This is a genomic window from Enterobacter cloacae complex sp. R_G8 (genome assembly GCF_024599795.1).
Lineage (GTDB): Bacteria > Pseudomonadota > Gammaproteobacteria > Enterobacterales > Enterobacteriaceae > Enterobacter > Enterobacter dissolvens.
On the sequence record NZ_CP102246.1, the window covers coordinates 2,627,605 to 2,654,220 of the forward strand.

Below are 26,616 nucleotides of genomic sequence, written 5' to 3' on the forward strand. Positions count from 1 at the left end.
ATAATTTTCACTATTCACGGAGTAAAACATGGTTAACCTTTTCAGGGGACTCGTCCTCCTGTGGCTGTCCGGCATGGGTATTGCTCATGCGGCAGATACGGGCTGGCTGGTGTCACCGCAAAACGATCACGCCCGCATCCGCTTTCAGGCTGAGCGGGATCAAGACCGCATCATCGGCCTGCTCAGCGTCGAGCTGCAGCCCGGCTGGAAAACCTACTGGCGTTCGCCGGGCGAGGGCGGCGTGGCCCCCAAAATCAGCTGGCCACAGGGCGTTAAGGATACCTGGTACTGGCCGGTACCTTCGCGCTTTGATATTTCAGGCCTGACGACCCAGGGCTACCACGATAGCGTTACGATCCCCATTACGATCGCCGGGACGGACGCGGATGTGCTCGACGCCACACTTACGCTCTCAACCTGCAGCAACGTCTGTCTGTTGACGGACTACACGCTGCATCTCGATTTCCGCGCGCCAGCGGATGCGGGCTTCCGTACGGCATTTGAAGACGCGATGCGTTCAATACCCGGTTCGTCTGGCGTGTCGTCAGACTTCAGCGCCTGGTTATCAGACGGCAAGCTGATGATGACGGGCACGACGGAAGGCGAATGGGTCAATCCCGGAATCTATTTTGACCCGCTGGAGGGTGACATTCTGCCCGGCGAACCGGTGATTAAGCACACCGGAAACCGGCTTCAGGTCGCGGTTCCGGTCACCGATGAGTGGGGCGATAAACCCGCGACGCTTGCGGGGAAAACGCTGTCATTTGTCGTCACCAACGGCGATAAAGCCCAGCAAACGCAACTGACTGTAGGCGCAGCCCCCGCAGACGCAGTGCAGAGTGCGCCCGCGGGAACAGCAAAAATGCTGGCCTTTGCCCTGCTGGGCGGGCTGATCCTGAACCTGATGCCCTGCGTATTGCCGGTAATGGGCATGAAACTCAGCAGCGTCCTGCAGGCGGGGACGGACACGCGGAAGATCCGGCTGCGTTTCCTGGCGACCACTGCGGGTATTCTGACCTCCTTTATGCTGCTGGCCACGATGGTGACCGTCCTGAAAGTGACCGGCGCGTCGCTGGGCTGGGGCATCCAGTTCCAGAACCCGTGGTTTATTGGGCTGATGGTCGCCGTGACCTTTATCTTTGCGCTGAACCTGTTTGGTGCGTTTGAGCTGTTTCTGCCTTCCGCCGCCACCGGACGGCTCGCTACAACGGGTGGAACCGGACTGACGGGCAGCTTCTGCGAAGGCATGTTTGCCACGCTGCTCGCCACGCCGTGTTCCGCGCCGTTCCTCGGTACGGCCGTGGCCTTCGCGCTGGGCGCGCCGCTGCATTCGCTGTGGCTTATCTTCCTGATGCTCGGCGTGGGCATGAGTTTGCCGTGGCTGTTCGTCGCGTTGATCCCCAAAACCGCCTTGTTGCTACCAAAACCAGGCCGCTGGATGAATACCCTGAAGGTGATTCTGGGAGTGATGATGCTGGCCTCCAGCCTGTGGCTGGTGACGTTGCTGAGTCTGCATCTGGGCGAGACGTTCAGCCACATCCTGATGCTGCTTCTGATTGTGGTTGCCATTGTGGCCTGTGTGCTAAGCGCTCAGAAAACGTCGCCGCTGTTCTGGGTGGTGGCGCTCGTGCTGGCCATATTGGGCGGATATCAGCTGCGCGGGATAGTGAACGCAACGCCGGTTACCACGACTGAGAATAGCGAACAGACGATCCCGTGGCAGCCGCTCAGTGAGGAGGCAATCAGCGATGCGCTTGCGCAGGGGAAACGGGTGTTTGTGGATATCTCGGCGGACTGGTGCGTCACCTGCAAGGTGAATGAGCACCGGGTGCTCAATCAGCCGGAGGTTATCGCCGCGCTGCGCCAGCCGGATGTGGTGGCGCTACGCGGAGACTGGAGTCAGCCATCAGAGACGATTGCGGCGTTTCTGAAAACACGCAACCGCTACGCCATCCCGTTTAATCAGGTGTATGGCCCCGGAACGCCGGAGGGCGACATCCTCTCGCCACTGCTGGACAAACGCACCCTGATGACCACTCTGAACAAAGCAAAAGGCTAACGCTGTTATGAAAAAAATCCTTATTACGTTTCTGCTGTTTTTCGCGTCAGCTCAGGTCATGGCGGCGGACCCGATCACTCCGGATCAGGAGCAACGCGCTCAGAGGCTGGTCTACGATTTTCTGTTTAACGACCCGGATTCGCCGCGTATCGGTGCCAAAAATCCAAAACTGACGCTGGTGGTCTTTACGGACTACAACTGTCCCTACTGCAAAAAATTCGATCCGTATCTGGAGAAGATCGTCGAGAAACATCCTGAGGTGGCAGTGGTGTTTAAGTTCCTGCCATTCCGTTCGGAGAGCTCGCTGACTGCCGCGCGCGACGCGTTAACCGTCTGGCGTTCACATCCTGAGCAGTTTATGAAATTCAACGAGACCCTGATGGCGAAAAAAGGGTATCACGATGACGCCAGCATTCAGGAGGCGCAAAAGCGCGCGGGCGTGAATGTTGCAACGCCGGATGATACGAGCCTGGTCACGGTAAAACGCAGCCTGATCATCGCCGAGAAACTGGGTATTCAGGGGACACCGGCCACGCTGATTGGCGAAGGATTGTTACCCGGCTGGGTACCGTTTGAACAGTTTGATGAAATGGTCACTGATGCACTGAAAAACCGCTAACCTGTAGGGGGCCGCAGGCCCCCGAACAAACCGGAGAGGGACATGAATAAATTACTGTTACTTTCGCTGCTGACTGCGTCAGGGCTGGCGCAGGCTGCGGATACGATACCTGATGTCGTGAAGACCTTTAGCGAGCAGCAGGAGATTACGATCCTCAAGAAAATTGACGTGCCCGGTGGCGCACCCGCCTGGCTGGGGCAATATCAGGACATGGGGGTGACGCTCTTTCTGACACCTGACGGAAAGCACGTTATTTCGGGTTATCTCTATGACGAGAAGGGTAAAAACCTCAGCGAGGGTGTTTTCCAGAAAGAGATCTACGCCCCGATGGGACGCGAAATGTGGAAACAGCTTAACGCCGCGCACCCCCTGAAAGAGGGGGCAGATAACGCGCCACGCAAAGTGTTTGTCTTCGCCGATCCGTTCTGCCCATACTGCAAGGCATTCTGGTCAGAAGCACAGCCGTGGGTGAAGGCGGGTAATGTGCAGCTCAACACGCTGCTGGTGGCGTTTCTCAACCCGAACAGCGGCCGTAACGCATCTGCGATCCTGAATGCAAAAGATCCGGTTACGGCGTGGAAGGAGTACGAACTGTCCGGCGGGAAAAAACTGCCAAAACTGGAAGGCACGGCCTCGCGTGAAACCGTGGCGATACTGCAAAAACATCAGGCGTTGATGGACAGTCTGGGGGCGAATGCCACGCCGGCCATTTATTATCTGAATGACCAGAACGAGCTCCAGCAGGTTGTCGGTATGCCGGACGCGAAGCAGCTTGAGGCGATGTTCGGGCCGAAGCCGTAAAAAATCAGGCAGAAACAGGGCGTTTCTGCCTGACATTCACTTAGCTTCCCCAGCGTCCTTTCAGGTAGTTTACCGCCTGCTGCGTCTGCGGCTGGTTGAGGTAATCTTCGCGGAACAGGATAGTGCCATTCACGTTCGGCAGGGCGTCGTTGAGATCGAGCTGTTTTTTCAGCTCCGGCACGCCGCCCTGAACCGTCCAGTCCGGCTCATTTCTCGACGGCTCGCCCACTTTATAGAACGCAATGCCGATGTACAGACGGGTATGGGTCGGTTTTACCACGTCGGCCCACCATTTGGTCAGCACGTCATAGCGCGCCGCATCCCGGGAGAACGGCCAGTAGATTTGCGGGGCAATGTAGTCCAGCAGCCCCTGTTGCACCCACTGACGGGTATCAGCGTAGGATTCATCATACGCCGCCGCGCCACGGGTGTCGGATCCTGCCGGGTCGAAAGAGCGGTTACGCCAGACACCCGCCGGGCTGACGCCAAACTCAACGTCGGGTTTTGTCTGTTTAATTGCGCGGGAAACCTGGACGATCAGCTGCTGCGTATTGTGCCGACGCCAGTCGGCCTTTGAGCTAAACCCCTGGCCGTATTGTCTGTAGGTCTGCGCGTCATTCAGCGTTGAGCGGGGCGATTCGGCATAAAAGTAGTCATCAAACTGCACGCCGTCTATCGGGTAGTTCGCCACCACCTCGGTCACCACCCGGGTTATCCAGTCACGCACCTCCGGGATGCCCGGGTCGAGCACAAACCGATCGCCTGCGATGCGAACCCACTCAGGGTGCTGCACGTAGACGCTGGACGGTTGCTGGTATGAGGTGCGGTTCAGCGCGGCGATGGTTGACGGTCTGGTATTGGTTGAAACGCGATAGGGGTTGAACCAGGCGTGAACTTTCATCCCACGCTTGTGGGCTTCATCAAGCATAAACTGCAGCGGATCGTAGCCCGGATACTCGCCGATGTTGCCGGTAAGCATATCTGACCATGGCAGAATTTTGGACGACCAGAGCGCCGTGCTGTCCGGTTTCACCTGGAAAAACACCGTGTTAATTCCCAGGCGTTTCAGATTGTCGAGTTTGTCGATCAGCGCCTGCTTTTGCATCGCGATACGCTGGTCAGCACTGCGGCCATTCACCGACGCGACTGGCGGCCAGTCAAGGCGGGAGACAGTCGCCAGCCAGATCCCACGCATCGGCTCATTTGCCTGCTGCGTCGGTTTGCTTGTGGTCGGGAGCGGTGTGACCAGCGACTTTGGGGGTTTTGAGGAGCAACTAACAAGTAAAAGCGCGCAGCCAAGCAGCGCACCCGTCCGTTTTACATGTCGCATCATTTGCGTATTAGCTCTTGGTTATCCGACTATTGGCCCAGGGGTTAAAGGCGGGCGCCTCGGGTTCAGCGGCCCCGTTATCATTGAGGGAATCCAGATACAGGGCTTCAACTTCCGCGCGCGCCCAGGGGGTGCGGCGCAGGAATTTCAGGCTCGACTTCACGCTTGGGTCTTTTCTGAAACAGTTGATTTTGATTCGGTTACCTAACTCGCTCCAGCCGTATCGCGCCACCAGGGCGTTGACCATCATCTCCAGCGTAACGCCATGCAAAGGATCTTTGGAAATATGTGCAGTCATAGGCGTCCGGTGTCTCGATTGTCAGGAGGTTGGGGTAAACGCTGAAAGGGTACAAGAAAGCAGGGGAAGCGGCAATTTAAGCTTGCGTTTCTTCACCCCATCGGGGTGAAGAAACGGCGACGACGGCTTATTTTTTATCGTTGAACAGTTCCGGTGCCCATGGAGTGGGATCAACTTCCATAAACGGCGCACGTTCAAAGCGGTCCTTTAGCGCCCACGGTACCGTGCAGTCGAAGACAGTCTTGCAGGAAATGCCGTTTCCTCGGATCGAGGTGCTGTAGTCCGGCGACTGCGACGGATCCAGTTGGTGGCCACGGATCCCCGGAATGTTGGTGATGCTCACATCGCCCTGCATGCGGGTGGTCATCGCCCACAGGATGTCGTCACTGTCGAAGATGTCCACGTCTTCATCCACGAGGATAATGTTTTTCAGCTCGGAATAGGTGGCTAAGGCGATAAGCGCCGCCTGGCCCTGACGTCCTTCGTCTGAGGGCTGGCGTTTTTTCACCTGTAAAATGCCGAGGAATTTACCGCCCCCGGCGGTGTGTGCGTAGACGTTCTGCAGAAAACCAGGGATGGCCTCTTCGACCGCGTTGCGAATGCTGGCCTCTGTCGGCAAACCGGCCAGCGTGGTGTGCTCTTCGCCCGGGCCCACCAGCGTCTGCAGGATCGCGTGGTTTCGCATGGTGACCGCTTTCACTTTGATAACCGGTAAGGACGGGTTGGCTTCACCGCAGTAGCCCGGGAACTCCGGCATGGCGTGGCCGGTGTTGGTGTGCTGATCTTCTCTTACGCGCACGCCGGGAAGCAGTTCGCCCTCAATGATGATTTCCGCCCGCGCGATCGCTTTCTCTTTTACCGCCACACCCTGTACCAGTTCCACCGGCTGCTGGCGTAATGCACCGGCGACGCCAAGCTCGTTGTAACCGAATGGCGTGGTTGGCGCTTCGAAACAGGCCCCAATGTAGATAGCCGGGTCAAGTCCCATATTGATGGTGACCGGCAGCGGTTTGCCCGCCGCTTCGGCCTTCTTGCGAAAGACTTCGATATGGCGACCGGCGGCAAGGAACATAGAGAGTTCATCTCGCTCCTGCACACAGAGACGGTGAATGGTCACGTCGGTCAGCGAGGTATCTTCCGGATCGCTTGCCAGCACCAGCCCCAGACAGAAGAACGGGCCTGCATCAATCGGCGTGTTGGTTGGGGCCGGGAGCAGCTTACGCAGGTCAAAGTCCGGGTCGTCGGCATAGAAGACCTGCTCCTGGCATGGTGCCTGAGAGGCCGGGACCACCACCGGCGCAACCGGGTTTTTCACCGCCTGACCGACGTGCTGCGCCAGCTTCGAGGGTTCGCACCCCAGCAGCAGTGCCGCTCTTTCCCGGCTGGCGTGCATCCCTACCAGAATGCGGGAGCCGGGGTAGCCCTTCACGCTATTGAACATCATGGCCGGGCCCGTGCGGGTGGGGCGTTTTACGGTACCGCCCGCGCCGATATGGCGGTACACGCCTGCCAGTTCCGCATTGGGATCTACGGGGTGATCGGTTTCGATATAGTGACCCTGATGGCGTTGCAGCAACGCGATGGCGCTTCTGAGATCGTTGATGGGGTTTTGCATGTTTTTCTCCCTTAATGGCTTACCTCCATTGTTGGGCGAACGACAGATAGCATCAATTGCATCATTAATGCTATTTTGATAATAGTTTTATTATCAATTTTCGCGGAACTTCGTCATGCAATTTCGTCTGATGCGTAATTTTCTGGTGGTGGCCGAAGAGCTCCATATGCACCGCGCCGCGGAGCGGCTGAACATGGCGCAACCGGCGCTGAGTCAGCAGATTAAAGCGCTGGAGGCGCGTCTGGGCGTCACACTGTTTAGCCGGGCACATCGTCGCTTAACCCTGACGCCTGCCGGAGACGCGTTTCTGGTCAAAGCCCGGCTGGCAATTGCGATGACCGAGCAGGCTGTGCTGGACGCCAGACAAACCGCCCGTGGCGAACAGGGGGTGTTGAATCTGGGATGTGTATCGAGTGCGATGTTCGACGGTAAGCTGCCTGCTACGCTACGCCAGCTGCACGAAAACTGGCCCGCGATTGCCATTTCGCTGATGACCGGGAACGTGCAGACGCTTTACGAAGCCGTGGAGACCAACCAGCTGGACGTGGCGATTATCCGGGCTCCGCTGCCTGCGTTACCTGACGATCTGCAATCTCGTCCCTTTACCTCAGAAAAAACGGTGCTGGCGCTGCCTCGCCAACATCCCCTGGCAACGTCATCCGCACTGACGCTTTCATCCGTGAAGGACGAAAAGTGGATCTCGCTGCGCGATCCGCAAGGCATGGGGCTGGAACAATATTTCTGTGATGCCTGTAACGGGGCGGGTTTCCAGCCGGAGGTGGTGCAGAATGCCACCGACGTGCCCACCGTCATCAGCCTTGTCGCGGCGGGATTTGGCATTGCGCTCTTGCCCGCCTCAGCCAGGGCGGTGAGCGTCGGGAATGTGGTTTATGTCGACATTATTGATCGGCTCAGGGAGAGCGAGCTGACGCTGGTTTGTCACCGAATCATACGTTCTGAAGTCTTAAAAAAGTTCCTGACTACTGTCGCTCAGGGCTGACGTCCGGCGGCGAGCAGCAGTTGTTCGCGCAACCAGGCGCTCGCCGTATCCTGGCTGTTTTTAGGATGCCAGTACATGCTGATGGCGATCGGCTGCAAAGGCAGCGGCGGTGGGAAAATATCGAGCGTGGTGGCGAACTGCTGCAACATGCGTCCCGGTAAGGTGCAAATCAGGTCAGTCCCCGCCACCAGAGGCGGTGCCATGGCATAGCTTTGCGTGGACATCACCACGTTGCGCTGATATCCCAGCCCGGCCAGCGTCTGGTCGACAAAGCCGGTAAATGGATCGCCCTGGGAGGAGACCACCAGATGAGAGAGGGCGCAATACTGCGCCAGATCCAGCGGCCCCGTACCGCGAGGATGCTCTTTGCGCTGGGCGGTAGCAAACGCGTCTTCAAACAGTTTGCGTCTGACCCAGCCGTCGTGCGCGCCCGCACTTACGCCGATGTAAATATCAACGTCTCCGCTTTCCAGCTGCTGGGGCAGGTTCACCCACTCCGGCAGGGCGAAACGCAGGCGGATCCCCGGCGCTTCACGTCTGATGTGATTCAGCAGTTCAGCCCCAAGCATCAGGGCCGGGTTTTCATGCAGGGCAATGACGAACGTGCGGTTGCTCTCGCGGGGGTTAAACCCGGTGGGGGCAAGCATCGCGCTGATACCACGCAGAACGGCCGCGACCTGTGGCCTCAGCGCCTCGGCTCGGGGTGTGGGCAACACCCCACGTCCATGTGGGGAAGGGATAAACAACGGCTCGCCAAAAATGGCACGCAGGCGCGAAAGACGGGCTGACAGCGCGGGCTGGCTGACCCCCAGACGTGCGGCGGCATGCGTGATGTTCCGGTCGGTGAGCAGTGCATCCAACGTCAATATCAGGTCAATATCCAGGTCTGAAAATGGCGTCATGGTGTTTTCCGTTGTTTATTTAGCCGTGCTGGCGTCCCGGTTGGTATAGGTAACCGGAACCCAGGCATAGCCCGCACGTTCGCCTTTGGTGACATAGCCGATACCGGGGAACGGCAGGTGTGGCGCGGCAACCAGATCTCTGTTTTTGACGAAGTCGTCAAAGGCATGCTTGCGCACACGGGCGGCGCCGTCCTGATCTTCATCGTAGGCGATGGTCACCTCAGGCTGCGGGAACTGGACCGCAGCAGCGTGAATAATGTCGCCCACGAAGGTGATCTTCTCGCCTTTACTTACCAGCGTATAGAAGGCCGAGCCCGGCGTATGGCCAGGGTGAACCGTTCCGGTAATACCCGGCAGCAGCTCAGAAGTACCGGTAAACGGCACCACTTTGCCGGCATCAAGATACGGTTTTAAGGTCTTCTGCGCCACGTCAAAGTAGTTCTGGTCGTAACCGGTTTTTTTCTGATTCTCTTCATTGAAGAAAAAGTCGATATCCGGTTTCCCGACAAACACGCGAGCGTTGGTAAATACCGCCTTGCCGTCCTTAATCAGGCCACCGGCGTGATCGGAATGGGCGTGCGTCAGTAAGATTTCCGTGATGTCCTGCGGTTTGATCCCCTGCGTTGCCAGGCTCTCGATTAAACGCCCACCGTTACCCGGACCAAAGAGCTGGCCTGAACCCGTATCGACCAGAATTTTGTGTCCCGGCAGCGCAATCAGGAAGGCGTTGATGGAGACCTCTGGCGGGTTGGTCTGGAAATTTTTCGCCAGCAGTGCATCAATTTGTTGCGGCGTTGTCCGGCGCAGCAGCTTATGCAAATCCTGCGCGACGCTGCCGTCTGTAAACGCGGTGACCAGCACGTCGCCCACCTGAACGCTGTAGCCGCCCGCCGGTTGTTTTACCACGTGCTGAGGCGTCTCTGCCAGGGAGTGCAGCGCAGGGTAGAAGAGCAGTGAACTGGTGATGAGCGTAGAGAGGGCAAGTTTCTTGACAGTAAGCATGATGATCTCCTTTAGAAAGTCCTCATCTTACTTATGCATCAAAATTTAAGAACCCGCTCAAAAGTGATAGGACCTATAAATGGGATGAATAGCTCAGTGGGTTGGCCGGGCAATGGCATTGCCGTGCCCGGCGGGCATATTGTTACGGCTTCCAGCTATCCGGCGTGGCTTTTGACCATGAGCCATAAGCGGCGTTAGGCAGCACAATCCAGTCATTGCCAAAATGCTCTGCACTTGCCTCAACCAGCTCGCGCTGCTGCTCGCTCGGTTTTTTGTTTTTAAACTGCACGGCGAAATCCGGCAGGCTGTCGCCAAACAGCATAATGATCTGCTGCTTTTTAAGGATGCTCTGGCGGCGCTCTTCTTTGCTTACCGTATCCAGAAGCACGCTGTCGTCCGAGACCTGCGGCAGGCCAAGGGATTTTAACGTTTTGATGGTATCTGCTTTATTTTCCTGCATGCGGTCAGAGACATAGTAGATACGCACCTTGCTTTGATCCACATGCTCAAGAAACGCCTGCGCGCCGGGGATCAGGCCGGGTTTTCCCTGTTTTTCCCAGTCGCTCCAGGTATCCCATTGGGTGTAGTCATGGCACTGTTCCATGTCACGCACCAACAGCGGGGTGTTGTCGAGCACGGTTTCATCCAGATCCATCACCACCGCGTAATTTTCTGGCGTTTTCAGATCTTTCACCTTCTCATCAAAACGCCCGGTGGCAAAACGGTACGTCTGCAGCTGAAGCGCCATGATTTCAGCCGACTTCTGCTGGTAGCGCAGCGCCATTTCGTAGGCTTTTGGTTCACACAGTTCATTATTCGCCGCTGTAGCGGTTCCGCTCAACATCGGTAATGCCACCAGTAATGCCTTAATCATTGAATTCACTATAGTTTCCTTAACACCCTTGTCAAAATGACGACAGCGTAATGAATTTTAGTGACAGAAAAATGACGGTTGCACTTCTGGCCGCTGTTGAAGCGTGCTTTCGATCCTGAACTAAGCTTGTACTTCGTTCCGCGTAAAATGTGGGTCATTCGAGGACAATGAATGGAATTCAGGACATTTCAAAAGCAGTGGGGTGCTGAGTTTATTTCCGGTGACGTTGTACGTTTTCGCGTCTGGGCTGAAGGACAACAACAACTTACGCTACGTCTGGCAGACGAGGATCTGCCCATGGCGGCGATCGGTCACGGCTGGTTCCAGATTGACGTACCTGGCGTGACGCATGGCACCGAGTATCAGTTCGTTTTACAGGACGGCATGACGGTACCTGACCCCGCGTCGCGGGCGCAGAAAGGTGACGTTAATGGCCCCTCCGTGGTGATCGATCCCGGCCGCTATCAGCCCGTGAACCCGAACTGGGCAGGGCGACCGTGGGAAGAGACGGTGATTTACGAACTGCATATTGGCACCTTTACCCCGCAGGGCACCTTCCGGGCGGCTATCGACAAGCTGCCGTATCTGGCTGAACTCGGCATCACCCAGCTTGAAGTCATGCCGGTTTCACAGTTCGGCGGCAGTCGCGGCTGGGGCTATGACGGCGTATTACTGTATGCCCCGCACTCCGCCTATGGCACGCCGGAGGATTTTCACGCGTTCATTGATGCGGCGCACGGCCTGGGCCTTTCCGTGGTGCTGGATATCGTACTCAACCATTTCGGCCCCGAGGGAAACTACTTCCCCTTGCTGTCACCCGCGTTTTTTGATGCGCAAAGAATGACGCCGTGGGGTAATGGTATTGCCTATGAACGGGAGCCGGTCAGACACTACATTCTGGATGCGCCCCTGTTCTGGCTGACTGAATACCGTCTGGATGGTTTACGGTTTGATGCCATCGACCAGATCAAAGATACGGCGTCGAAACATATTCTTCAGCAGATCGCGGAAACGATCCGCGAAGCGCTCCCGGATCGTCATATCCATCTCACCACCGAAGACAGCCGTAACGTCATTTTCCTGCATCCACGGGATGAAAAGGGAGCCACGCCGCTGTTTACCGCCGAGTGGAATGATGACTTCCACAACGCCGCCCACGTCTTTGCCACCGGCGAAACGCATGCCTACTATCAGGATTTTGCCTTCGAACCCGAGAAAAAATTCGCCAGAGCGCTCGCAGAAGGGTTTGTCTATCAGGGTGAGGTCTCTTTGCAGACCGGACACTCACGCGGGGTGGAATGCCACACCCAGCCGCCGACCTTCTTTGTCGATTTTATTCAAAACCACGATCAAACCGGTAACCGCGCCCAGGGCGAACGGCTTATTACCCTGGCGGGCGCGGATAAAACCCGCGTTCTGCTCGCCGCGCTGCTGCTGTCACCCCATATCCCGCTGCTGTTTATGGGCGAAGAGTACGGCGAAACTAGCCCGTTCCTGTTCTTTACGGATTTTCATGGCGAGCTGGCGAAAGCCGTGCGGGAAGGGCGGGCAAAAGAGTTTACCGGCCACAGCGGGCACGATGGTGATGTACCGGATCCGAATGACGAGCAGACCTTTGCCCGCTCAAAACTGGACTGGCATAACGTGACGACTGCGCAGGGTAAATCCTGGCTGCGCTTCACGCGAAGCCTGCTGGTCCTGCGGCATCGCTATCTTGTGCCATTACTCCGCCCTGGCGGCACCGTTGAGGGGAAAATCGTTAAGACCGCTCCCGGTATGGCGGCGGTGAGCTGGTCTTTCCCGACGGGCACGTTGTCGCTGGCGCTCAATATCGGTAATAACCCCGTTGACGTTCCTGCGCTGGCAGGTGAAACGCTCTTTAGCTGGCCGGAGGTCAGTGACGTATTACCGCCAAACAGCATTGTCGTTCGTTTTGCAGATGGAGACGCATCATGATCCCTTGTGCCACATACCGAATACAGTTCCGCAATGGCATGACCTTTGACCGCGTGGTGGAGCTGGTGCCATACCTTAAAGACCTCGGGATCAGCCATCTCTATGCCTCACCGATATTTACCGCCACCAGCGGGTCAACCCACGGCTATGACGTCACCGATCCTAATGAGATCGAGCCCGCCATTGGCGGACGCGCCGGATTCGACCGTATGACGGCGGCACTCAGGCAGGCGGGAATGGGGCTGATCCTGGACATTGTCCCTAACCACATGTCGACCTCGCTGGAAAACCGCTGGTGGCGGGACGTTATCGCGTTTGGTCAGCAAAGCCGCTACGCGCACTATTTTGATATCGACTGGTCGCGCCCGCTGACGCTGCCGTTCCTTGGCGATACCTTTGAGGCCGAGCTGGAGAAGGGGGCGATCGCTCTGAAACGTGACAGTGTCACAGGTGAGGCCGCGCTGGTCTACTATGACACAGCCTATCCGCTTAACCCCGGAACATGGGATGCGGATAAAAGCATTGAGGCGATCCACGAGGCGCAGAGCTGGCGTCTGATGTCCTGGCGGGAAGCGCCGAAACAGCTCTCATGGCGGCGCTTTTTTGAAATTACCGGCCTGGTGGGCGTCAGAGTGGAAGACGAGGGGGTGTTTCAGGATACGCATCGCCTGATCCTCGAGCTCGTGCATACCGGCATTGTCGACGGGTTGCGCATAGACCATATCGACGGGCTGGCCGACCCGCTGGGTTACCTGCAGCGGTTACGGCAGGCAACCGGTCCCGACTGTTATATCACGGTGGAAAAAATTCTCGCCAAAGGGGAACAACTGCCTGCGGAATGGCCGGTCTCTGGTACCACCGGCTACGAGTTTATCGCCTCGCTGGCCGAAGTGCTGGTCGACGATAATAACCTCGGGCGGCTGGAAAAAATCCACGACGAGACGCTGGGCGTGACGGTCGATCGCCATGCGGAACTTCGCAACGCTAAAGGGCTGATGACCGATCGCAATTTTGAAGGTGAATTCACCACGCTGCTCAACATTGCCACCGACCTTGCCCGGCACAACGGCATTGACGTGCCGCAGGACGATATCCGATATACGCTGCGCGAACTGCTGATTGCCTTTCCGGTCTACCGCACCTACGGCACCGCCGACGGGTTAACCGCCCCGGATGTCGCGCTGTTGAACCGCGTTATTGCCAGCGTGGACGCACCGGAACCGGCGTTGAGCCTGATTGTGCGGATACTTACCGGCGACCTGGACGCCAGCAGCCGCGATGCGGCCTCGCTGTTCAGAACCCGCTTCCAGCAGCTTACCGGGCCGTTGATGGCGAAATCGGTGGAAGATACGCTCTTTTTCCGCCACAACCTTGAGCTCGCCCTGAACGAAGTGGGGGCCGATCCCACCCCGCGCGCGTTTTCGTTATCCCGCTTTCACCAGGAGATGCGTATTCGTCTGGCCCGTCAGCCCGATGCGCTGCTGGGAACCTCCACGCACGACACCAAGCGCGGGGAAGACGCGCGGGCGCGTCTCTACACCCTGACGGAGGCCCCGGAACAGTGGGGCGAAAATCTGGCGCGCTGGCGACAGATGAACCAGACCCAGGTGCGTTTTCTCAATGACGGTACCGCACCAAACGCGGCCGATACCTGGATGATCTACCAGGCGCTGGCGGGCGTCTGGCCTGCAACGTTGTCGCCTGACGATGATGAAGGGCTGAAGTCTCTCGAAGCGCGTTTCCTCGGGTTTATTGAGAAAGCGCTGCGCGAGGCCAAACAGCGTACCGACTGGATCGACAGCAATGAGAGCTATGAGAGCGTGGTGTTGAATTACGTCCGGCACTTGCTATCTCCTGAGAACACGCTGTTCCTGCATGATTTCGCGTCCTCCCTGCAACCCTTTATCCGCGCCGGGCTGATGAACAGTCTGAGCCAGACGGTGATCAAACTGACGGCGCCGGGCGTACCGGATATCTATCAGGGAAGCGAGGCGCTTAACTTTAGCCTGGTCGACCCGGATAACCGACTGGAGCCAGACTTTGCCACGCTGAGGCAAAACCTGGGCAGCGCTGATGCGACGCTCTTTGCTGACGAACGGCAATGGCGAAACGGCAGGGTGAAGCAGTATGTCACCGCCACGCTGTTACGCGTCCGGCAGCACTATTTATCGCTGTTCCGCTATGGTGACTGGCTGCCGCTGAAGGTCAGCGGCGAGCGCGAGGAAAACCTGATTGTCTACGCGCGCGTGAAGGACGGGGAGGCGCTGATTGTTGCCGTACCCCTTCTGGTTTTTGCTACCCCCACAAACGAAACGCTGTGGGCCAACACCTCGGTTGCCATCCCCGCAGAACTTTCCGGGAAACGCTACCGGGATCTGTTTACCGGTGAACGCCGGGAGCTGCGGGAGACGCTGGATTTAACGTCTGAAACAGGAAGTTTGTTAGTTCTGCTTACCTGCGAATAATCGTGGAGAACGAAAATGGCAAAGGATAACAGGTTTGAAATTCGGGCTGGTCACGGCCAGCAGCTCGGCGCAAATTACGACGGGAAAGGGGTTAACTTCGCCCTGTTTTCTGCCCACGCCGAGCGGGTGGAACTCTGTCTGTTCGACCCCTCCGGCAAAACGGAAATCGCGCGGCTGGAGCTGCCGGAATATACCCACGAGATCTGGCACGGCTATGTGCCGGACCTGAAGCCCGGCGCGCTGTATGGCTATCGCGTCTACGGGCCGTATGACCCGGAAAACGGGCATCGCTTTAACCCGCATAAGCTGCTGATCGATCCCTATGCCTGTGAACTGGTGGGCGATATCGACTGGAATGACGCCCATTTTGGCTACGAGCTGGGTCATGACGCGCTGGATCTGAGCTTTGATACGCGGGACAGCGCGCCGTTCACCCCAAAATGCAGGGTCATCGATCCCAATGCGTTTGACTGGCAGGACCATCAGCGGCCAGCGATCCCCTGGCCGCATACTGTGGTTTATGAGAGCCATGTGAAAGGCTTTACCCAGCTCAACCCGGCGATACCGCCCGAGCTGCGCGGCACCTTTGAAGGCATGGGGCATAAAGCCTCGGTCGATTACATTAAAAGTCTGGGTATCACCGCCGTCGAGCTGCTGCCGGTTCACTGGTTCCCGGACGATCAGCACCTGCTGGACCGCGGCCTGAAGAATTTCTGGGGCTATAACACGCTGGGCTTTTTTGCCCCCGCGTCACGCTATTACGGCCCGGCGGGGATCCAGGGTTTTCGCGATATGGTGCGCGCTTACCATGACGCGGGTATCGAGGTGATTCTGGACGTGGTCTATAACCACACGGCAGAGGGCAATGAGCTTGGCCCGACGCTCTCGTTCAAGGGTATCGATAACTACAGCTATTACCGCACCTTGCCGGATCAGCATCGCTATTACATCAATGACACCGGCACGGGGAATACGGTGAACACCTCACACCCGCGAGTGCTGCAGATGGTGATGGATTCGCTGCGCTACTGGGCGGAATCGATGCATATCGACGGTTTTCGCTTCGATCTGGGCACGATACTGGGGCGCGAGCCAGAAGGGTTCGATCCGCGCGGTGGCTTCTTTGATGCCATGACCCAGGATCCGGTTTTATCAAAACTCAAGCTCATCGGTGAGCCCTGGGATATCGGCCCCGGCGGCTATCAGGTGGGCGGATTCCCGCCCGGCTGGGGCGAGTGGAACGACAAATATCGCGATACCGTTCGCGAATACTGGCGGGGCGATAACGTCCCCACTGATTTTGCCGCCCGCATGCTGGGCTCGGGCGATCTCTATGATTTACGCGGTCGTCGCCCGTGGGCCAGCGTCAACTTTATTACCGCGCATGACGGCTTCACGCTGAACGATCTGGTGTCGTACAACGAGAAACACAATGCCGATAACGGTGAAGAGAACAACGACGGGCACAACGATAACCGCGCGTATAACTACGGCGAGGAAGGCCCGACCGAGAACCCCGACATTATTGCCATCCGTGAGCGGCAGAAACGGAACTTCCTCACCACGCTGTTGTTCTCCCACGGTACACCGATGCTGCTGGCCGGGGATGAGTTTGGCCGAACGCAAAAAGGGAACAACAACGGCTATTGCCAGGACAGCGAGATCTCGTGGATCAACTGGAAAGGGTTATCAGAAAACGACGTCGCGCTGCGCGAGTTTACCCGGCACCTGATTGCGCTTCGCGCGAAACAGCCGCTGCTGCGCCGGGAGAGCTGGCGCGACGGCCTTGAGATCCGCTGGTTCAACGCCGGAGGAGGACCGCAGCAGTCAGAACACTGGGAGGAGGGCTCGACGCTCGGCGTCTCCATCAGCCGGCCCGATCTTATTCAGGAGGAGGGGATCTGGCACGACGTACTGATGCTGTTCAATCCGTTCGAAGGCGCCGTGTCGTTCCAGATCCCGCAGTTTGGGGAAGGTGGCTGGGTGCTGGAACTCTCCACGGCAGGGGACGTTGCCACGGGCGAGGTCATCACCCGGACCGTGGATTACGAACTGGCGGGACGCAGTATTACCCTCTTCAGACGCCCGTGATGTCAAAGTGATGCCGCCGCCCGTGCGGCGGTGTCATACAGGGATGAAATGGTGCGCAGCAGCTGGGCGGTGTCACCGATAGAAGCACCAGCAATCCCGCTTTCGGCATGAATGTTGATCAGACACGCTTCGCGCACATCCCGGTATTTCATGCACAGCGCTTTACCCGCCTCCGTGGTGGAGAAGAAGAGCTCTTTTCCTGCCTTTTCACTGGTGACGTAGCCCGCCTTGACCAGTTTTTTCAGCGCATAGGTCACCACGTGGGTGTCTTCCACGTTGAGCACAAAACAGATATCGGCCAGCTTCTTCTTGCGATTGCGGTGATTCACATGATGCAAAAGCGAGACGTCAAAGGCGCCCATATCCGGCTCACCGGCGGCCGTCATGCAGCGCACCATCCATTTATTGAACGCGTTGCTGGTCATGATCAGCGCGTACTCCAGCTCCGACAGCTCCGCGCAGCGCTCGGAAACCAGATGGCGGGAGGAGACGATCCGGCCGTCGTTAATGTCGTCGTGATTCATTGATGCAGCACTTTTCTTCAGGGTCATAACGTTCCTTACGGGAGTGTGGCTGTTGCCCGGAAATGTAAACTCATCGATAAAATAAGAACATTTTATTGATAAATTGTTTACATGTTTTTGCGGTTCAGATATAGCTTTTTAACGCAGGTTTTCGAAGCCTGCCGTAAAACACAACATCGCTCGCCGCAAATTAAAAAAATAGCCGTCGGCGCGCAACGCTCACTTTGGATAGGGTAACGTTTATGGACGGTTCTGCACTGTTGCCGCTTATCGGGATCCCGGTGGTGGTTATTGGTTTTGCCCTGCGCTTCAATCCGCTACTGGTGGTTGTGGTAGCGGGGCTGGCGACGGGTCTGCTGGTTGGGATGGATTTCGGCATGCTGCTGGAAACCTTCGGCGAGAAGTTCGTCAACAGCCGCTCTCTGGCCACTTTCATTCTGATCCTGCCGGTTATCGGTTTGCTGGAATATTACGGTCTTAAAGAGCGCGCGCAGGCGTGGGTGGCGAAGATCGCCAGCGCCACCTCGGCGCGTATTCTGATGATCTATTTTGTCGCCCGTGAGGGGACGGCCGCGCTGGGGCTGATGTCGCTGGGTGGTCATGCCCAGACGGTGCGTCCGCTGCTGGCGCCGATGGCCGAAGGGGCGGCGCTGAATGAGTACGGCGAGCTGCCCCAGTATATCCGCGACAAAATCAAAGCCCATGCCGCCGCGTGCGACAATATCGCGGTGTTCTTTGGCGAGGATATTTTTATCGCCTTCGGGGCGGTACTGCTGATCGACGCCTTCCTGAAGGAGAACGGTATTCAGGGAATTGAACCGCTGCATATCGGCCTGTGGGCGATCCCGACGGCGATTGCGGCATTGATAATTCATATGACGCGTCTGCTGCGCCTGGATGCCAGCATCCGTCGCGACGTGATGACCTGGAAAGCCGGGCAGGGAACGCAGGAGATCGCGCCATGATGACGCTGCTCACTATCAACCGCGTGTACTACCTGATTGGCTTTGTCGTGATGCTGCTGGTGATCATGACCCTGCGCGATCGCGCCAATCCCAAACGCTTTACCACAGCACTGTTCTGGTTTCTGTTCGGTGGGATCTTCCTGTTCGGTGACCTGATGGTGCAGGAGCTGGGTCGCTCGCTGGCGTACCGGATCATTGGCGGCGCCGTGATTGTGATAGCGCTGCTGGCAGGCTTTGGCCTGGTTGGAAAAGGGCACTACAAAATGGCCAGCGAGCCCGAGCGTATTGCCTCCTCAAACCGGCTGAAAAACTGGCTGTTTTTACCGGCCCTGATGATCCCGGTGGTGACGGTTATCGGCACGCTGTTCCTGAAAGGGGTGTCGATTGGCGGGGTTTACCTGCTCGATCAAAAACAGCTCACGCTGGCGGCGCTGTGCGTGGCCTGTGTGGCGGCGATCCTTACCGGCTGGTGGCTGACAAAGGGCACGCCGCTGCATGCCGTCCGTCAGTCTCGCCGCCTGGTGGATACCATTGGCTGGGCGGTGATCCTGCCGCAGATGCTGGCCATGCTGGGCGGGGTCTTCGTGGTAGCCAATACCGGCAACTCCGTGCAACAGGTGGTCAGCCTGTTTGTGAACCCGGATAACCGCTTTATGCTGGTGGTGATCTATTGCGTGGGTATGGCGCTGTTCACCATGATCATGGGCAACGCCTTTGCGGCCTTCCCGGTGCTGAGTGCCGGTATCGCCTTACCGTTCCTGATCCACGTGCATCACGGTAACCCGGCACCGCTGCTGGCGATTGGTATGTACGCAGGCTATTGCGGCACGTTGATGACGCCGATGGCCGCGAACTTCAACATCGTTCCCGCCGCGTTACTGGAGCTGAAAGACAAATATCAGGTCATAAAGATCCAGATCCCGACCGCGTTAACCCTGCTGGTGGTGAACGTGTTCCTCATGTATTTCCTCGTGTTTCGCTAAGGAGCTGTCATGGAATTAACGCAACATCAGGCTGACGCATTTGCCCGCATGCCTTTGACCTATTTGCGTCAGGAATACCCGAACCACATCATGCACCTGCTCAATGATGATGGCGACGTGCTGCCGCCTCGCGAACTGCACCCGATTTTCTACGGCTGTTTCGACTGGCACTCGGCGGTGCACGGCTACTGGCTGCTACTGCGCTGCCTGCGTCTTTACCCGCAACTGTCGTGCCGGGAAGACATTATCACCCTGTTTGCCGACCATCTCACGCCAGAAAAGGTGGCACAGGAGTTGGCCTATTTCAACGCGCCGTTCCGCGCCTCGTTCGAACGCCCGTATGGTTACGGCTGGCTGCTGGCGCTGGCTCAGGAGCTAAAACAGTCATCGCTGCCGCAGGCGGCAGGCTGGTATCAGACGCTTGAGCCGTTAACGCAGGACATTCGCAACCGCCTGGTGGATTACCTCAGCAAGCTGACGTACCCGATCCGGGTTGGCACGCATTACAACACCGCGTTTGCGCTGGCGCTGGGGGTCGATTACGCCCGGGCGGTGGAAGATAGCGCGCTGGAGAGTGCCATTCTGGAGGCGGCGACGCGGTTTTATCTCGCGGATACGCAGTATCCGGCTCACTATGAACCGGGTGGCGATGAGTATGTGTCCGGCGCGCTGACAGAAGCCCTGCTGATGAGCAAAGTGGCGGAGAATTTCCCGGCCTGGTTCGACGCGTTTCTGCCCAATATCGGGGCCGTTGCGGCGCTGATGAACCCGGCAGAAGTGAGTGACCGTACCGACCCGAAAATTGCCCATCTGGACGGATTAAACCTCAGCCGCGCCTGGTGCATGAAGCATATTGCCAGTGTGCTGCCGGAGGATCATCCGGCGCAGCAGGCGCTGCGTGATGCGGTGGCGAAACACCTGACGGCGAGCGTCGAGCATGTTGTCGGCAGTCACTACAGCGGTGGGCACTGGCTGGCGAGTTTTGCGCTGCTGGCGCTGGAGTAAATATGGGGGCAGCGTCGCAGGACGCTGCCCTGGCGTTTATGCCGTAGCCCTTCGCGCGTTACGCAGTCTGCTAACGCTAAATAACACCGATGTAGTTGACGCGATCACCGCGATCCACAGCGCAAGATGAACGGCACCGTCATCCAGCGTCTGATGGTCTGACCCTGCGGTCGCGGCCAGCAAAACACCCACCACGGCGGCACCGAGACACTGGCCAAACGTTCTGACAATGGACAACACCCCCGATGCATAGCTGGCATACTCCCGGGCAACGTTAGAGAGCATTTCCCGGTTATTGGGACTCTGGAAACAGCCAAAGCCGATACCGCATACCAGGCTCCTGAGGCAGATATCCCAGGCAGAAGGGCTGGCCGGCAGCGTCGCCAGCAAAATCAACCCAACGACAAAAATCATCAGCCCGAGGGTCGAAATCAGCGGCGCGGAGATCGTATCTGCCCAACGGCCCGCGTGCGGCGCAATGAGTACAATACCTATGGGCCAGGGGGTGAACAGTAACGCGGCGATCGCCGGGCTATAGCCGTACACGCTCTGAAAGAGAAACGGCAGCGCGACAAAGGTAATGCCCTGACTCACAAATGAAGCCAGCGAGGTGAGGGCGGCGAGGGTAAACCGTCCGTTGCTGAATATCACCGGCGGCAGAATGGGGCTCCGGGTGCGACGGATATGCCAGACAAAGGCAATAAGACTGATCGTGGCGACAAGTGCCCAGTAACCCGTGCTGATGGCGTGCGCTGTATTCTCTACGCTGTTTGCCGCCATGATCATCGACCCCAGCAGGATGACGGACAACAGGGCACCGGGCACGTCGAACGGAGATGTATCAGTGCCCGTCGTCCGCGGCAGCGCTTTCCATGCCAACAGCAGGGCAATCGAGCCCGGGATAATGTTGATTGCGAACAACCATTGCCAGCTCAGGACATCCAGGATTGTTCCGCCCAGCACCGGCGCAATGGCAGTACTGGAAGCGATAAGCAGAGCATGCAGCCCCAGAATGCGGCCAAGCAGCCGTCCCGGGAATACCGAGCGCAGGATCGCCGGGGCAATACTCAACGTGGCCGCGCCGCCGATACCCTGCAGAATTCGCATCCCGATCAGCATTTCCGGCGTTGTTGCCAGCGCGCAGCCGAGCGAGGTCAGGGTAAACGAAGCCAGTCCCGCCAGAAACACCGGGCGGTAACCCACGCGCGCGGCGAATGCGGCGAAGATGGCTAACGTCATGGCCGCAGACAGCAGATAGCCGTTGGCGAACCAGACAGCGACGTTCGCGGGCACCTGCATCGCGCTGGCCATCGATGGCAGGGCAATGTTGATTATGGTGCCGTCGAAGACTCCCATCAGCGTGGTGGTCATCACCGCGGCCATCACCCGGGCGCGTTCATGTCCCGGTAACCCTTCGTCGCCGGGTTGGTTTGAAAAGAGCGTCATCGTGTTTTCTCCAGGGAAAAATGTTGATGACGACACTATAGTAATCGGTTATACAGGGCGGAAGACGCAGCCTTTGCACTTATTTGTTGCATGAAACGCCTTATATGAGGAGTCACCGTGACCGATCCTGATTTCAATTTACTTGTCGCGCTTGACATCCTGCTGGCTGAAGCCAGCGTGGCGGGGGCGGCGCGGCGTCTTAATCTCAGCACCTCAGCCATGAGCCGTACGCTGAGCAGGCTTCGTGAGGTCACCGGCGATCCGATTCTGGTGCGGGCCGGGCGTCAGATGGTGCTGACACCGTGGGCCGAAGCCACCCGGGATCGCGCCCGGCATGCGCTGCATGAGGCCAGGGCGGTGCTGCAGCCTTCAACGGACACGTTCCGGGCAGAAAATCTTGAACGGGTGTTTACCGTCAGAGCCAATGATGGCTTTGTGGTGGCGTTTGGCCCGTTGCTGATTGCGGCCGTTGCGGAAGCAGCGCCGGACGTCTGTATTCGCTTTGCCCCGAAACCGGAGAAAACGTCGCGTTATCTGCGGGAAGGACTGGTTGACCTGGAAATTGGTGTGCAGAGCAACATGGGGCCCGAAATTCGTCTGCAGCGGCTGTTTGAAGACCATTTCGTGGGCGCGGTACGCAAAGGGCATCCGCTGGCAGCGCTGCCAACAGTCAGCCTTGAGGATTATGTCGCCTGGGGTCATGTGGTGACCGCCCCGAACGGATCATCACACGGTTTTGTTGATGATGCCCTGGCCGCGCGGGGGATGAAACGCAAAATCGCCAGCGTGGTGCCCGGTTTTCCGACTGCGTTATCCGTGGCGCTGGCGTCCGATCTGATTGCGATGGTCCCGGCGTTGTATCTGCTCAATCAACCGATGAGCGAGAATGTGCACATCTTTGAACTGCCATTTCCCACCCGCACCATTACCGTTTCACAGATGTGGCACCCGCGAATGGAGCAGGACCCGGGCCACCGGTGGCTCAGAGAGAAGGTGCTAGCGGTGTGCCATCAGTCGCGGCACCGATAATATAAAACGGGTCGACACGGCATCGGATTCCACACGCACGTTGCCGTGATGCGCGGTGATGATGGATTTCACAATCGCCAGGCCGATCCCGCTGCCTTCGCCTTTTCGCTGTCTGGACGGATCCACCCGGTAAAAGCGGTCGAACAGCCGGGGCAAATGCGCTTCAGGAATAGGCTTGCCGGGGTTGGCAACGATCAGTTCGCACGCATTTTCCTTTTCGCTTACCGACACGGTCACCGTTTCTCCTTCCGGCGTATAGCGCAGGGCATTGGAGAGCAGGTTATTGATGGCTCTTCGGAACATCTGCGGATCGCCGTCTATCAGGCAAGGCGTCCCGTTAAAACGCAGCGTGATATGGCGTTCTTCCGCCCAGGCCTCGAAGAAATCAAAGACTTTCATCACCTCCGCGCTCAAATCAAAGGTTACCCGATCAGGGACCAGCTGATTATTATCCGCCTGGGCCAGGAACAGCATATCGCTGACCATGCGGGTCATCCGGTTGTACTCTTCCAGGCTGGAGTACAGCACATCCTCCAGCTCTTTCGGCGAGCGGTTCTGGCTTAACGCAATTTCCGTTTGCGTTACCAGATTGGTGATCGGGGTTCTGATCTCATGGGCGATATCGGCAGAGAAGTTTGCCTGACGGGTAAAGACATCCTCAATTTTTTCAATCATGTGGTTAAACGAGATCACCAGCTGTTCCAGCTCAACCGGCACCCGCGACGGCTCAAGCCTCGCATCCAGATTCTCTGAGGTGATATTTTTTATCGCATTGCTGACGTTACGCAGGGGCAGGTGTCCCTGACGAACCGCGATGCGAATGAGCAGAACAATCAGCAGGCTGATCGCCACCGCGATGGCAATCAGGTTCTTTTTCAGCGCCTCGAGGTAGTGAAGATGAAAATTAATGGAGAGGCCGATCAGCATGACATAGTGTTGTTCTTTTCCCTGCAATGTCGCCGTGCCGGAAGAGGCGATAATCCGGTACGTTTCCATCTTCATCTCGGACCCGGCGTGCATCGCCTTGCCAGCATCCTCCACCGTCCAGAGAAAGACATCCTGCGCGCGGCGATGGGCGCTGAAATCCGCGGTATTCACCGCTGGCCGGATGGCCTCGCCCTGTGAGCTGAAGAGCACATTGCCACGGGGATCGAGCAGCAGGACGGCAACGTTGCGATAGCTGGCAAGCGACTCTTTGATTTTGCTGATTTTCTTTTCATCCGGATCCGCGGGCGACTGCAGTATGCGGTGCATGGCGCGGCTGATTTGTTGCAGATCGCTGATATCCTGCTCGGCAAAGTGTTTTTCAACGGAGTGGAGCATAAACCAGGTAAACGCGAAAAAAGCCAGAATGGTGGAGAGACTGATAAAGAACGTCAGGCGCAGAGCCAGGGAGAAGGGGCGTCTGGCGGGCTTACTGTGCATCCGGAACCTCCAGCATATAGCCCACGCCGCGCACCGTCTGGATCAGCTTCGGTTCATAATCGTTGTCGATTTTGGCGCGTAACCGCTTCACCGCGACGTCAATCGCGTTGGTGTCGCTGTCGAAATTCATGTCCCAGACCTGCGCAGCAATCAGCGAGCGGGGCAGCACTTCACCCTGATGGCGAACAAAAAACTCCAGCAGGCTGAACTCTTTGCTGGTGAGCAGAATGCGGTTTCCGGCGCGGTTTACCTTTCGTGATACGAGGTCGATGCTCAGATCTGCCACCGTAAACTGGCTCTCGGCGATCACCGTATTGCCGCGTCGTAACAGCGTTCTGACCCGGGCGAGCAGCTCAGCAAAGGCAAAGGGCTTAACCAGGTAATCATCCGCCCCCAGTTCCAGGCCTTTCACCCGGTGTTCAATGGTGCCGAGAGCCGACAGCAACAGGACCGGCATTCCCTTTCCGGCAGAACGGAGCATGCGGATGATATCCCAGCCGTTCACATCAGGGAGCATGATATCCAGAATGAGCAGGTCATAATCGGCGGTCATGGCGAGATGGTAGCCTGTCAGGCCGTTGTCAGCGCGATCCACCACAAAGCCCGCTTCCGTAAGCCCTTTGCTGAGGTACTCACCGGTTTTAATTTCGTCTTCAACAATCAATATTTTCATCACGCTTCCCCGACTGGCTGCTCAGCACATTCTATTGCACCCGCGACCGTTAACAATGACTTACGCCATAAATGACAACATTGTCATTATCCTGTCACCCGTCAAACAGGACGCGTTCAGTAGAGTAGCCCTAAAAATACTCTGGAATTCATCTGAACCGTTATGTTCCTGTTAAAACGACTAAGCATCACTACGGTATTTATCCTGGCAGGATGCGTCTCGCTGGCCCCTGAATACCAGCGCCCGGCGTCACCGGTACCCCAGCAGTTTTCGCTCTCGCGTAACAGCCTGACGCCTGTGGAAGGCCTGTATCAGGACACCGGCTGGCGCAACTTCTTCGTCGATCCGCAAATCGCGGGATTGATTACAGAGGCCCTGAAGAACAACCGCGATATAAAAATGGCCGCGCTGAAGGTTGAAGAGGCCCGGGCGCAGTTCAACGTGACGGATTCGGATCGTTATCCTCAGTTGAACGCCTCCGCGGACATCACTTACAGCGGGGGGCTAAAGAGTGACAAACCCACTTCCCGGCAGTACGACGCGGGACTGTCGCTTAGCTACGAACTCGACTTTTTCGGCAAGCTAAAGAACATGAGCGATGCCGACCGACAAAACTTTTTCGCCAGCGAAGAAGCCCGTCGTGCCGTGCATATTTTGCTTGTCGCTAATGTGTCGCAGAGCTATTTCAACCAACAACTGGCCTACAAACAGCTGCGTATCGCGCGCGATACGCTGTCAAATTATCAGCAGTCTTACGCCTTCGTTGAGCAACAGCTGGTGACGGGAAGCACGAACGTGCTGGCGCTGGAACAGGCACGGGGGCAGATCGAAAGCACCCGGGCAGAAATTGCCAAAAGAGAGGGGGAGCTGGCACAGGCCAATAATGCCTTACAACTGGTCCTCGGAACGTATCGCGCGCTACCGGGCGACAGCGGAATGAACGCCAGCGATATTGCGCCGGTAACGCTACCGCCCCATCTTTCATCGGCAATATTGCTCCAGCGCCCGGATATTATGGAGGCGGAGTATCAGCTTAAAGCGGCCGATGCGAATATTGGCGCGGCGCGCGCGGCCTTTTTCCCGTCCATCTCCCTGACCAGTGGGCTTTCAACGGGTAGCACGGAATTATCTGGCCTCTTCACGTCCGGCAGCGGCATGTGGAACGTTATTCCCAAAATAGACATTCCCATTTTTAATGCGGGCAGGAATAAAGCCAACCTGAAGCTGGCCGAAATTCGCCAGCAGCAGTCGGTTGTGAATTACGAACAAAAAATTCAGTCCGCCTTTAAACAGGTCGCCGACGCGCTCGCGCTGCGGGACAGCCTCAGCCAGCAGCTTGCTGCGCAACAGCGGTATCTTGATTCGCTAAACATCACCCTGCAGCGTGCCAGAGGGTTATATACCCGCGGTGCGGTCAGTTATATCGAAGTATTAGACGCGGAACGTGCGCTGTTTTCCACGCAACAAAACATTCTCGACCTTATTTATGCCCGACAGGTTAATGAAATTAATCTCTTCACCGCGCTGGGCGGCGGTTGGGTCGAATAACCTCAG

22 protein-coding genes are annotated in these 26,616 nt (G+C 57.5%); 12 read left to right on the plus strand and 10 right to left on the minus strand.

Translation table 11 applies throughout. The annotated features are described in order from the left end of the window. Positions 1-28 precede the first annotated feature (28 nt). From NQ842_RS12430 to dsbG, 3 genes are read left to right on the plus strand one after another with little or no spacing between them, the layout of a single operon-like run. Complete coding sequence (locus NQ842_RS12430) at positions 29-2,059, plus strand: protein-disulfide reductase DsbD (RefSeq protein ID WP_257255888.1); 2,031 nt, start codon at positions 29-31, stop codon at positions 2,057-2,059. 7 nt (positions 2,060-2,066) lie between these two features. Then, positions 2,067-2,678, plus strand: coding sequence for a DsbA family protein (locus tag NQ842_RS12435; protein WP_182381757.1), 612 nt, complete (start codon positions 2,067-2,069; stop codon positions 2,676-2,678). A gap of 42 nt (positions 2,679-2,720) precedes the next feature. Continuing rightward, a complete protein-coding gene (gene dsbG, locus NQ842_RS12440; protein WP_257255889.1) occupies positions 2,721-3,479 on the plus strand; it encodes a thiol:disulfide interchange protein DsbG in 759 nt (252 codons plus the stop codon). Between the two features lie 40 nt (positions 3,480-3,519). Here dsbG and NQ842_RS12445 read toward each other — a convergent pair whose 3' ends face one another. The 3 genes from NQ842_RS12445 to NQ842_RS12455 form a co-directional block, all read right to left on the minus strand. Continuing rightward, a complete protein-coding gene (locus NQ842_RS12445; protein WP_046889651.1) occupies positions 3,520-4,812 on the minus strand; it encodes a glycoside hydrolase family 10 protein in 1,293 nt (430 codons plus the stop codon). Between the two features lie 7 nt (positions 4,813-4,819). Further along, positions 4,820-5,107 carry a VF530 family DNA-binding protein gene (locus NQ842_RS12450; RefSeq protein ID WP_014831980.1) on the minus strand — a complete coding sequence of 96 codons (288 nt, stop codon included), beginning with the start codon at positions 5,105-5,107 and terminating at the stop codon, positions 4,820-4,822. A gap of 127 nt (positions 5,108-5,234) precedes the next feature. After that, entirely contained in the window at positions 5,235-6,722 is a 1,488-nt protein-coding gene (locus tag NQ842_RS12455) for a UbiD family decarboxylase (protein ID WP_014831979.1), read from the minus strand. A 115-nt stretch (positions 6,723-6,837) separates the two neighbouring features. Here NQ842_RS12455 and NQ842_RS12460 point away from each other — a divergent pair, with 115 nt between their 5' ends. After that, on the plus strand, positions 6,838-7,722 hold the full coding sequence (locus tag NQ842_RS12460) for a LysR substrate-binding domain-containing protein (RefSeq protein ID WP_050860663.1): 885 nt from the start codon (positions 6,838-6,840) through the stop codon (positions 7,720-7,722). Here the strand turns inward: NQ842_RS12460 and NQ842_RS12465 are convergent. The 3 genes from NQ842_RS12465 to NQ842_RS12475 all read right to left on the minus strand — a co-directional run bounded on the left by NQ842_RS12465 (position 7,713) and on the right by NQ842_RS12475 (position 10,509). Then, positions 7,713-8,624 carry a LysR family transcriptional regulator gene (locus tag NQ842_RS12465; RefSeq protein ID WP_257255890.1) on the minus strand — a complete coding sequence of 304 codons (912 nt, stop codon included), beginning with the start codon at positions 8,622-8,624 and terminating at the stop codon, positions 7,713-7,715. The two genes, NQ842_RS12460 and NQ842_RS12465, sit on opposite strands and share 10 nt — an antisense overlap. Before the next feature lie 15 nt (positions 8,625-8,639). Beyond that, a complete protein-coding gene (locus NQ842_RS12470; RefSeq protein ID WP_047361856.1) occupies positions 8,640-9,626 on the minus strand; it encodes an MBL fold metallo-hydrolase in 987 nt (328 codons plus the stop codon). A gap of 142 nt (positions 9,627-9,768) precedes the next feature. Continuing rightward, positions 9,769-10,509: a 5'-nucleotidase, lipoprotein e(P4) family gene (locus NQ842_RS12475; protein WP_257255891.1), complete on the minus strand. Its 741-nt coding sequence runs from the start codon at positions 10,507-10,509 to the stop codon at positions 9,769-9,771. A 162-nt stretch (positions 10,510-10,671) separates the two neighbouring features. Here NQ842_RS12475 and treZ point away from each other — a divergent pair, with 162 nt between their 5' ends. Genes treZ through glgX form a run of 3 tightly spaced genes read left to right on the plus strand, consistent with a single transcriptional unit; the run spans position 10,672 to position 17,012 of the window. Beyond that, positions 10,672-12,456, plus strand: coding sequence for a malto-oligosyltrehalose trehalohydrolase (gene treZ, locus NQ842_RS12480; protein ID WP_257255892.1), 1,785 nt, complete (start codon positions 10,672-10,674; stop codon positions 12,454-12,456). Continuing rightward, positions 12,453-14,921 carry a malto-oligosyltrehalose synthase gene (gene treY, locus NQ842_RS12485; RefSeq protein ID WP_257255893.1) on the plus strand — a complete coding sequence of 823 codons (2,469 nt, stop codon included), beginning with the start codon at positions 12,453-12,455 and terminating at the stop codon, positions 14,919-14,921. Before treZ ends, treY begins: the two co-directional genes overlap by 4 nt. A gap of 15 nt (positions 14,922-14,936) precedes the next feature. Beyond that, positions 14,937-17,012, plus strand: a complete 2,076-nt coding sequence (gene glgX, locus NQ842_RS12490; protein ID WP_257255894.1) for a glycogen debranching protein GlgX — start codon at positions 14,937-14,939, stop codon at positions 17,010-17,012. Between the two features lie 2 nt (positions 17,013-17,014). On the opposite strand, the gene NQ842_RS12495 is transcribed toward glgX, so the two are convergent. Next, positions 17,015-17,563, minus strand: coding sequence for a winged helix DNA-binding protein (locus tag NQ842_RS12495; RefSeq protein WP_125365057.1), 549 nt, complete (start codon positions 17,561-17,563; stop codon positions 17,015-17,017). Positions 17,564-17,778: 215 nt separating this feature from the next. On the opposite strand from NQ842_RS12495, the gene NQ842_RS12500 reads away from it, so the two are divergent. Genes NQ842_RS12500 through NQ842_RS12510 form a run of 3 tightly spaced genes read left to right on the plus strand, consistent with a single transcriptional unit; the run spans position 17,779 to position 20,489 of the window. Beyond that, positions 17,779-18,501, plus strand: coding sequence for a DUF969 domain-containing protein (locus NQ842_RS12500; RefSeq protein ID WP_125365058.1), 723 nt, complete (start codon positions 17,779-17,781; stop codon positions 18,499-18,501). Further along, entirely contained in the window at positions 18,498-19,484 is a 987-nt protein-coding gene (locus NQ842_RS12505; protein ID WP_014831969.1) for a DUF979 domain-containing protein, read from the plus strand. Before NQ842_RS12500 ends, NQ842_RS12505 begins: the two co-directional genes overlap by 4 nt. A 9-nt stretch (positions 19,485-19,493) precedes the next feature. Next, positions 19,494-20,489: a DUF2891 domain-containing protein gene (locus tag NQ842_RS12510; protein ID WP_257255895.1), complete on the plus strand. Its 996-nt coding sequence runs from the start codon at positions 19,494-19,496 to the stop codon at positions 20,487-20,489. 36 nt (positions 20,490-20,525) lie between these two features. Here NQ842_RS12510 and NQ842_RS12515 read toward each other — a convergent pair whose 3' ends face one another. Then, positions 20,526-21,935, minus strand: coding sequence for an MFS transporter (locus NQ842_RS12515; protein WP_257255896.1), 1,410 nt, complete (start codon positions 21,933-21,935; stop codon positions 20,526-20,528). A gap of 117 nt (positions 21,936-22,052) precedes the next feature. On the opposite strand from NQ842_RS12515, the gene NQ842_RS12520 reads away from it, so the two are divergent. After that, positions 22,053-22,964 (plus strand): LysR family transcriptional regulator, encoded by a 912-nt coding sequence (locus NQ842_RS12520; RefSeq protein WP_063426477.1) that lies wholly within the window; start codon positions 22,053-22,055, stop codon positions 22,962-22,964. Here the strand turns inward: NQ842_RS12520 and NQ842_RS12525 are convergent. Together NQ842_RS12525 and NQ842_RS12530 are read right to left on the minus strand one after the other, a co-directional pair. Then, complete coding sequence (locus tag NQ842_RS12525) at positions 22,932-24,389, minus strand: Cu(+)/Ag(+) sensor histidine kinase (RefSeq protein WP_257255897.1); 1,458 nt, start codon at positions 24,387-24,389, stop codon at positions 22,932-22,934. The genes NQ842_RS12520 and NQ842_RS12525 overlap by 33 nt on opposite strands. Further along, positions 24,379-25,062, minus strand: coding sequence for a copper/silver response regulator transcription factor (locus NQ842_RS12530; protein ID WP_014831964.1), 684 nt, complete (start codon positions 25,060-25,062; stop codon positions 24,379-24,381). Before NQ842_RS12530 ends, NQ842_RS12525 begins: the two co-directional genes overlap by 11 nt. A 162-nt stretch (positions 25,063-25,224) precedes the next feature. Here NQ842_RS12530 and NQ842_RS12535 point away from each other — a divergent pair, with 162 nt between their 5' ends. Beyond that, complete coding sequence (locus tag NQ842_RS12535; RefSeq protein WP_257255898.1) at positions 25,225-26,610, plus strand: efflux transporter outer membrane subunit; 1,386 nt, start codon at positions 25,225-25,227, stop codon at positions 26,608-26,610. The last annotated feature ends 6 nt before the right edge of the window (positions 26,611-26,616 follow it).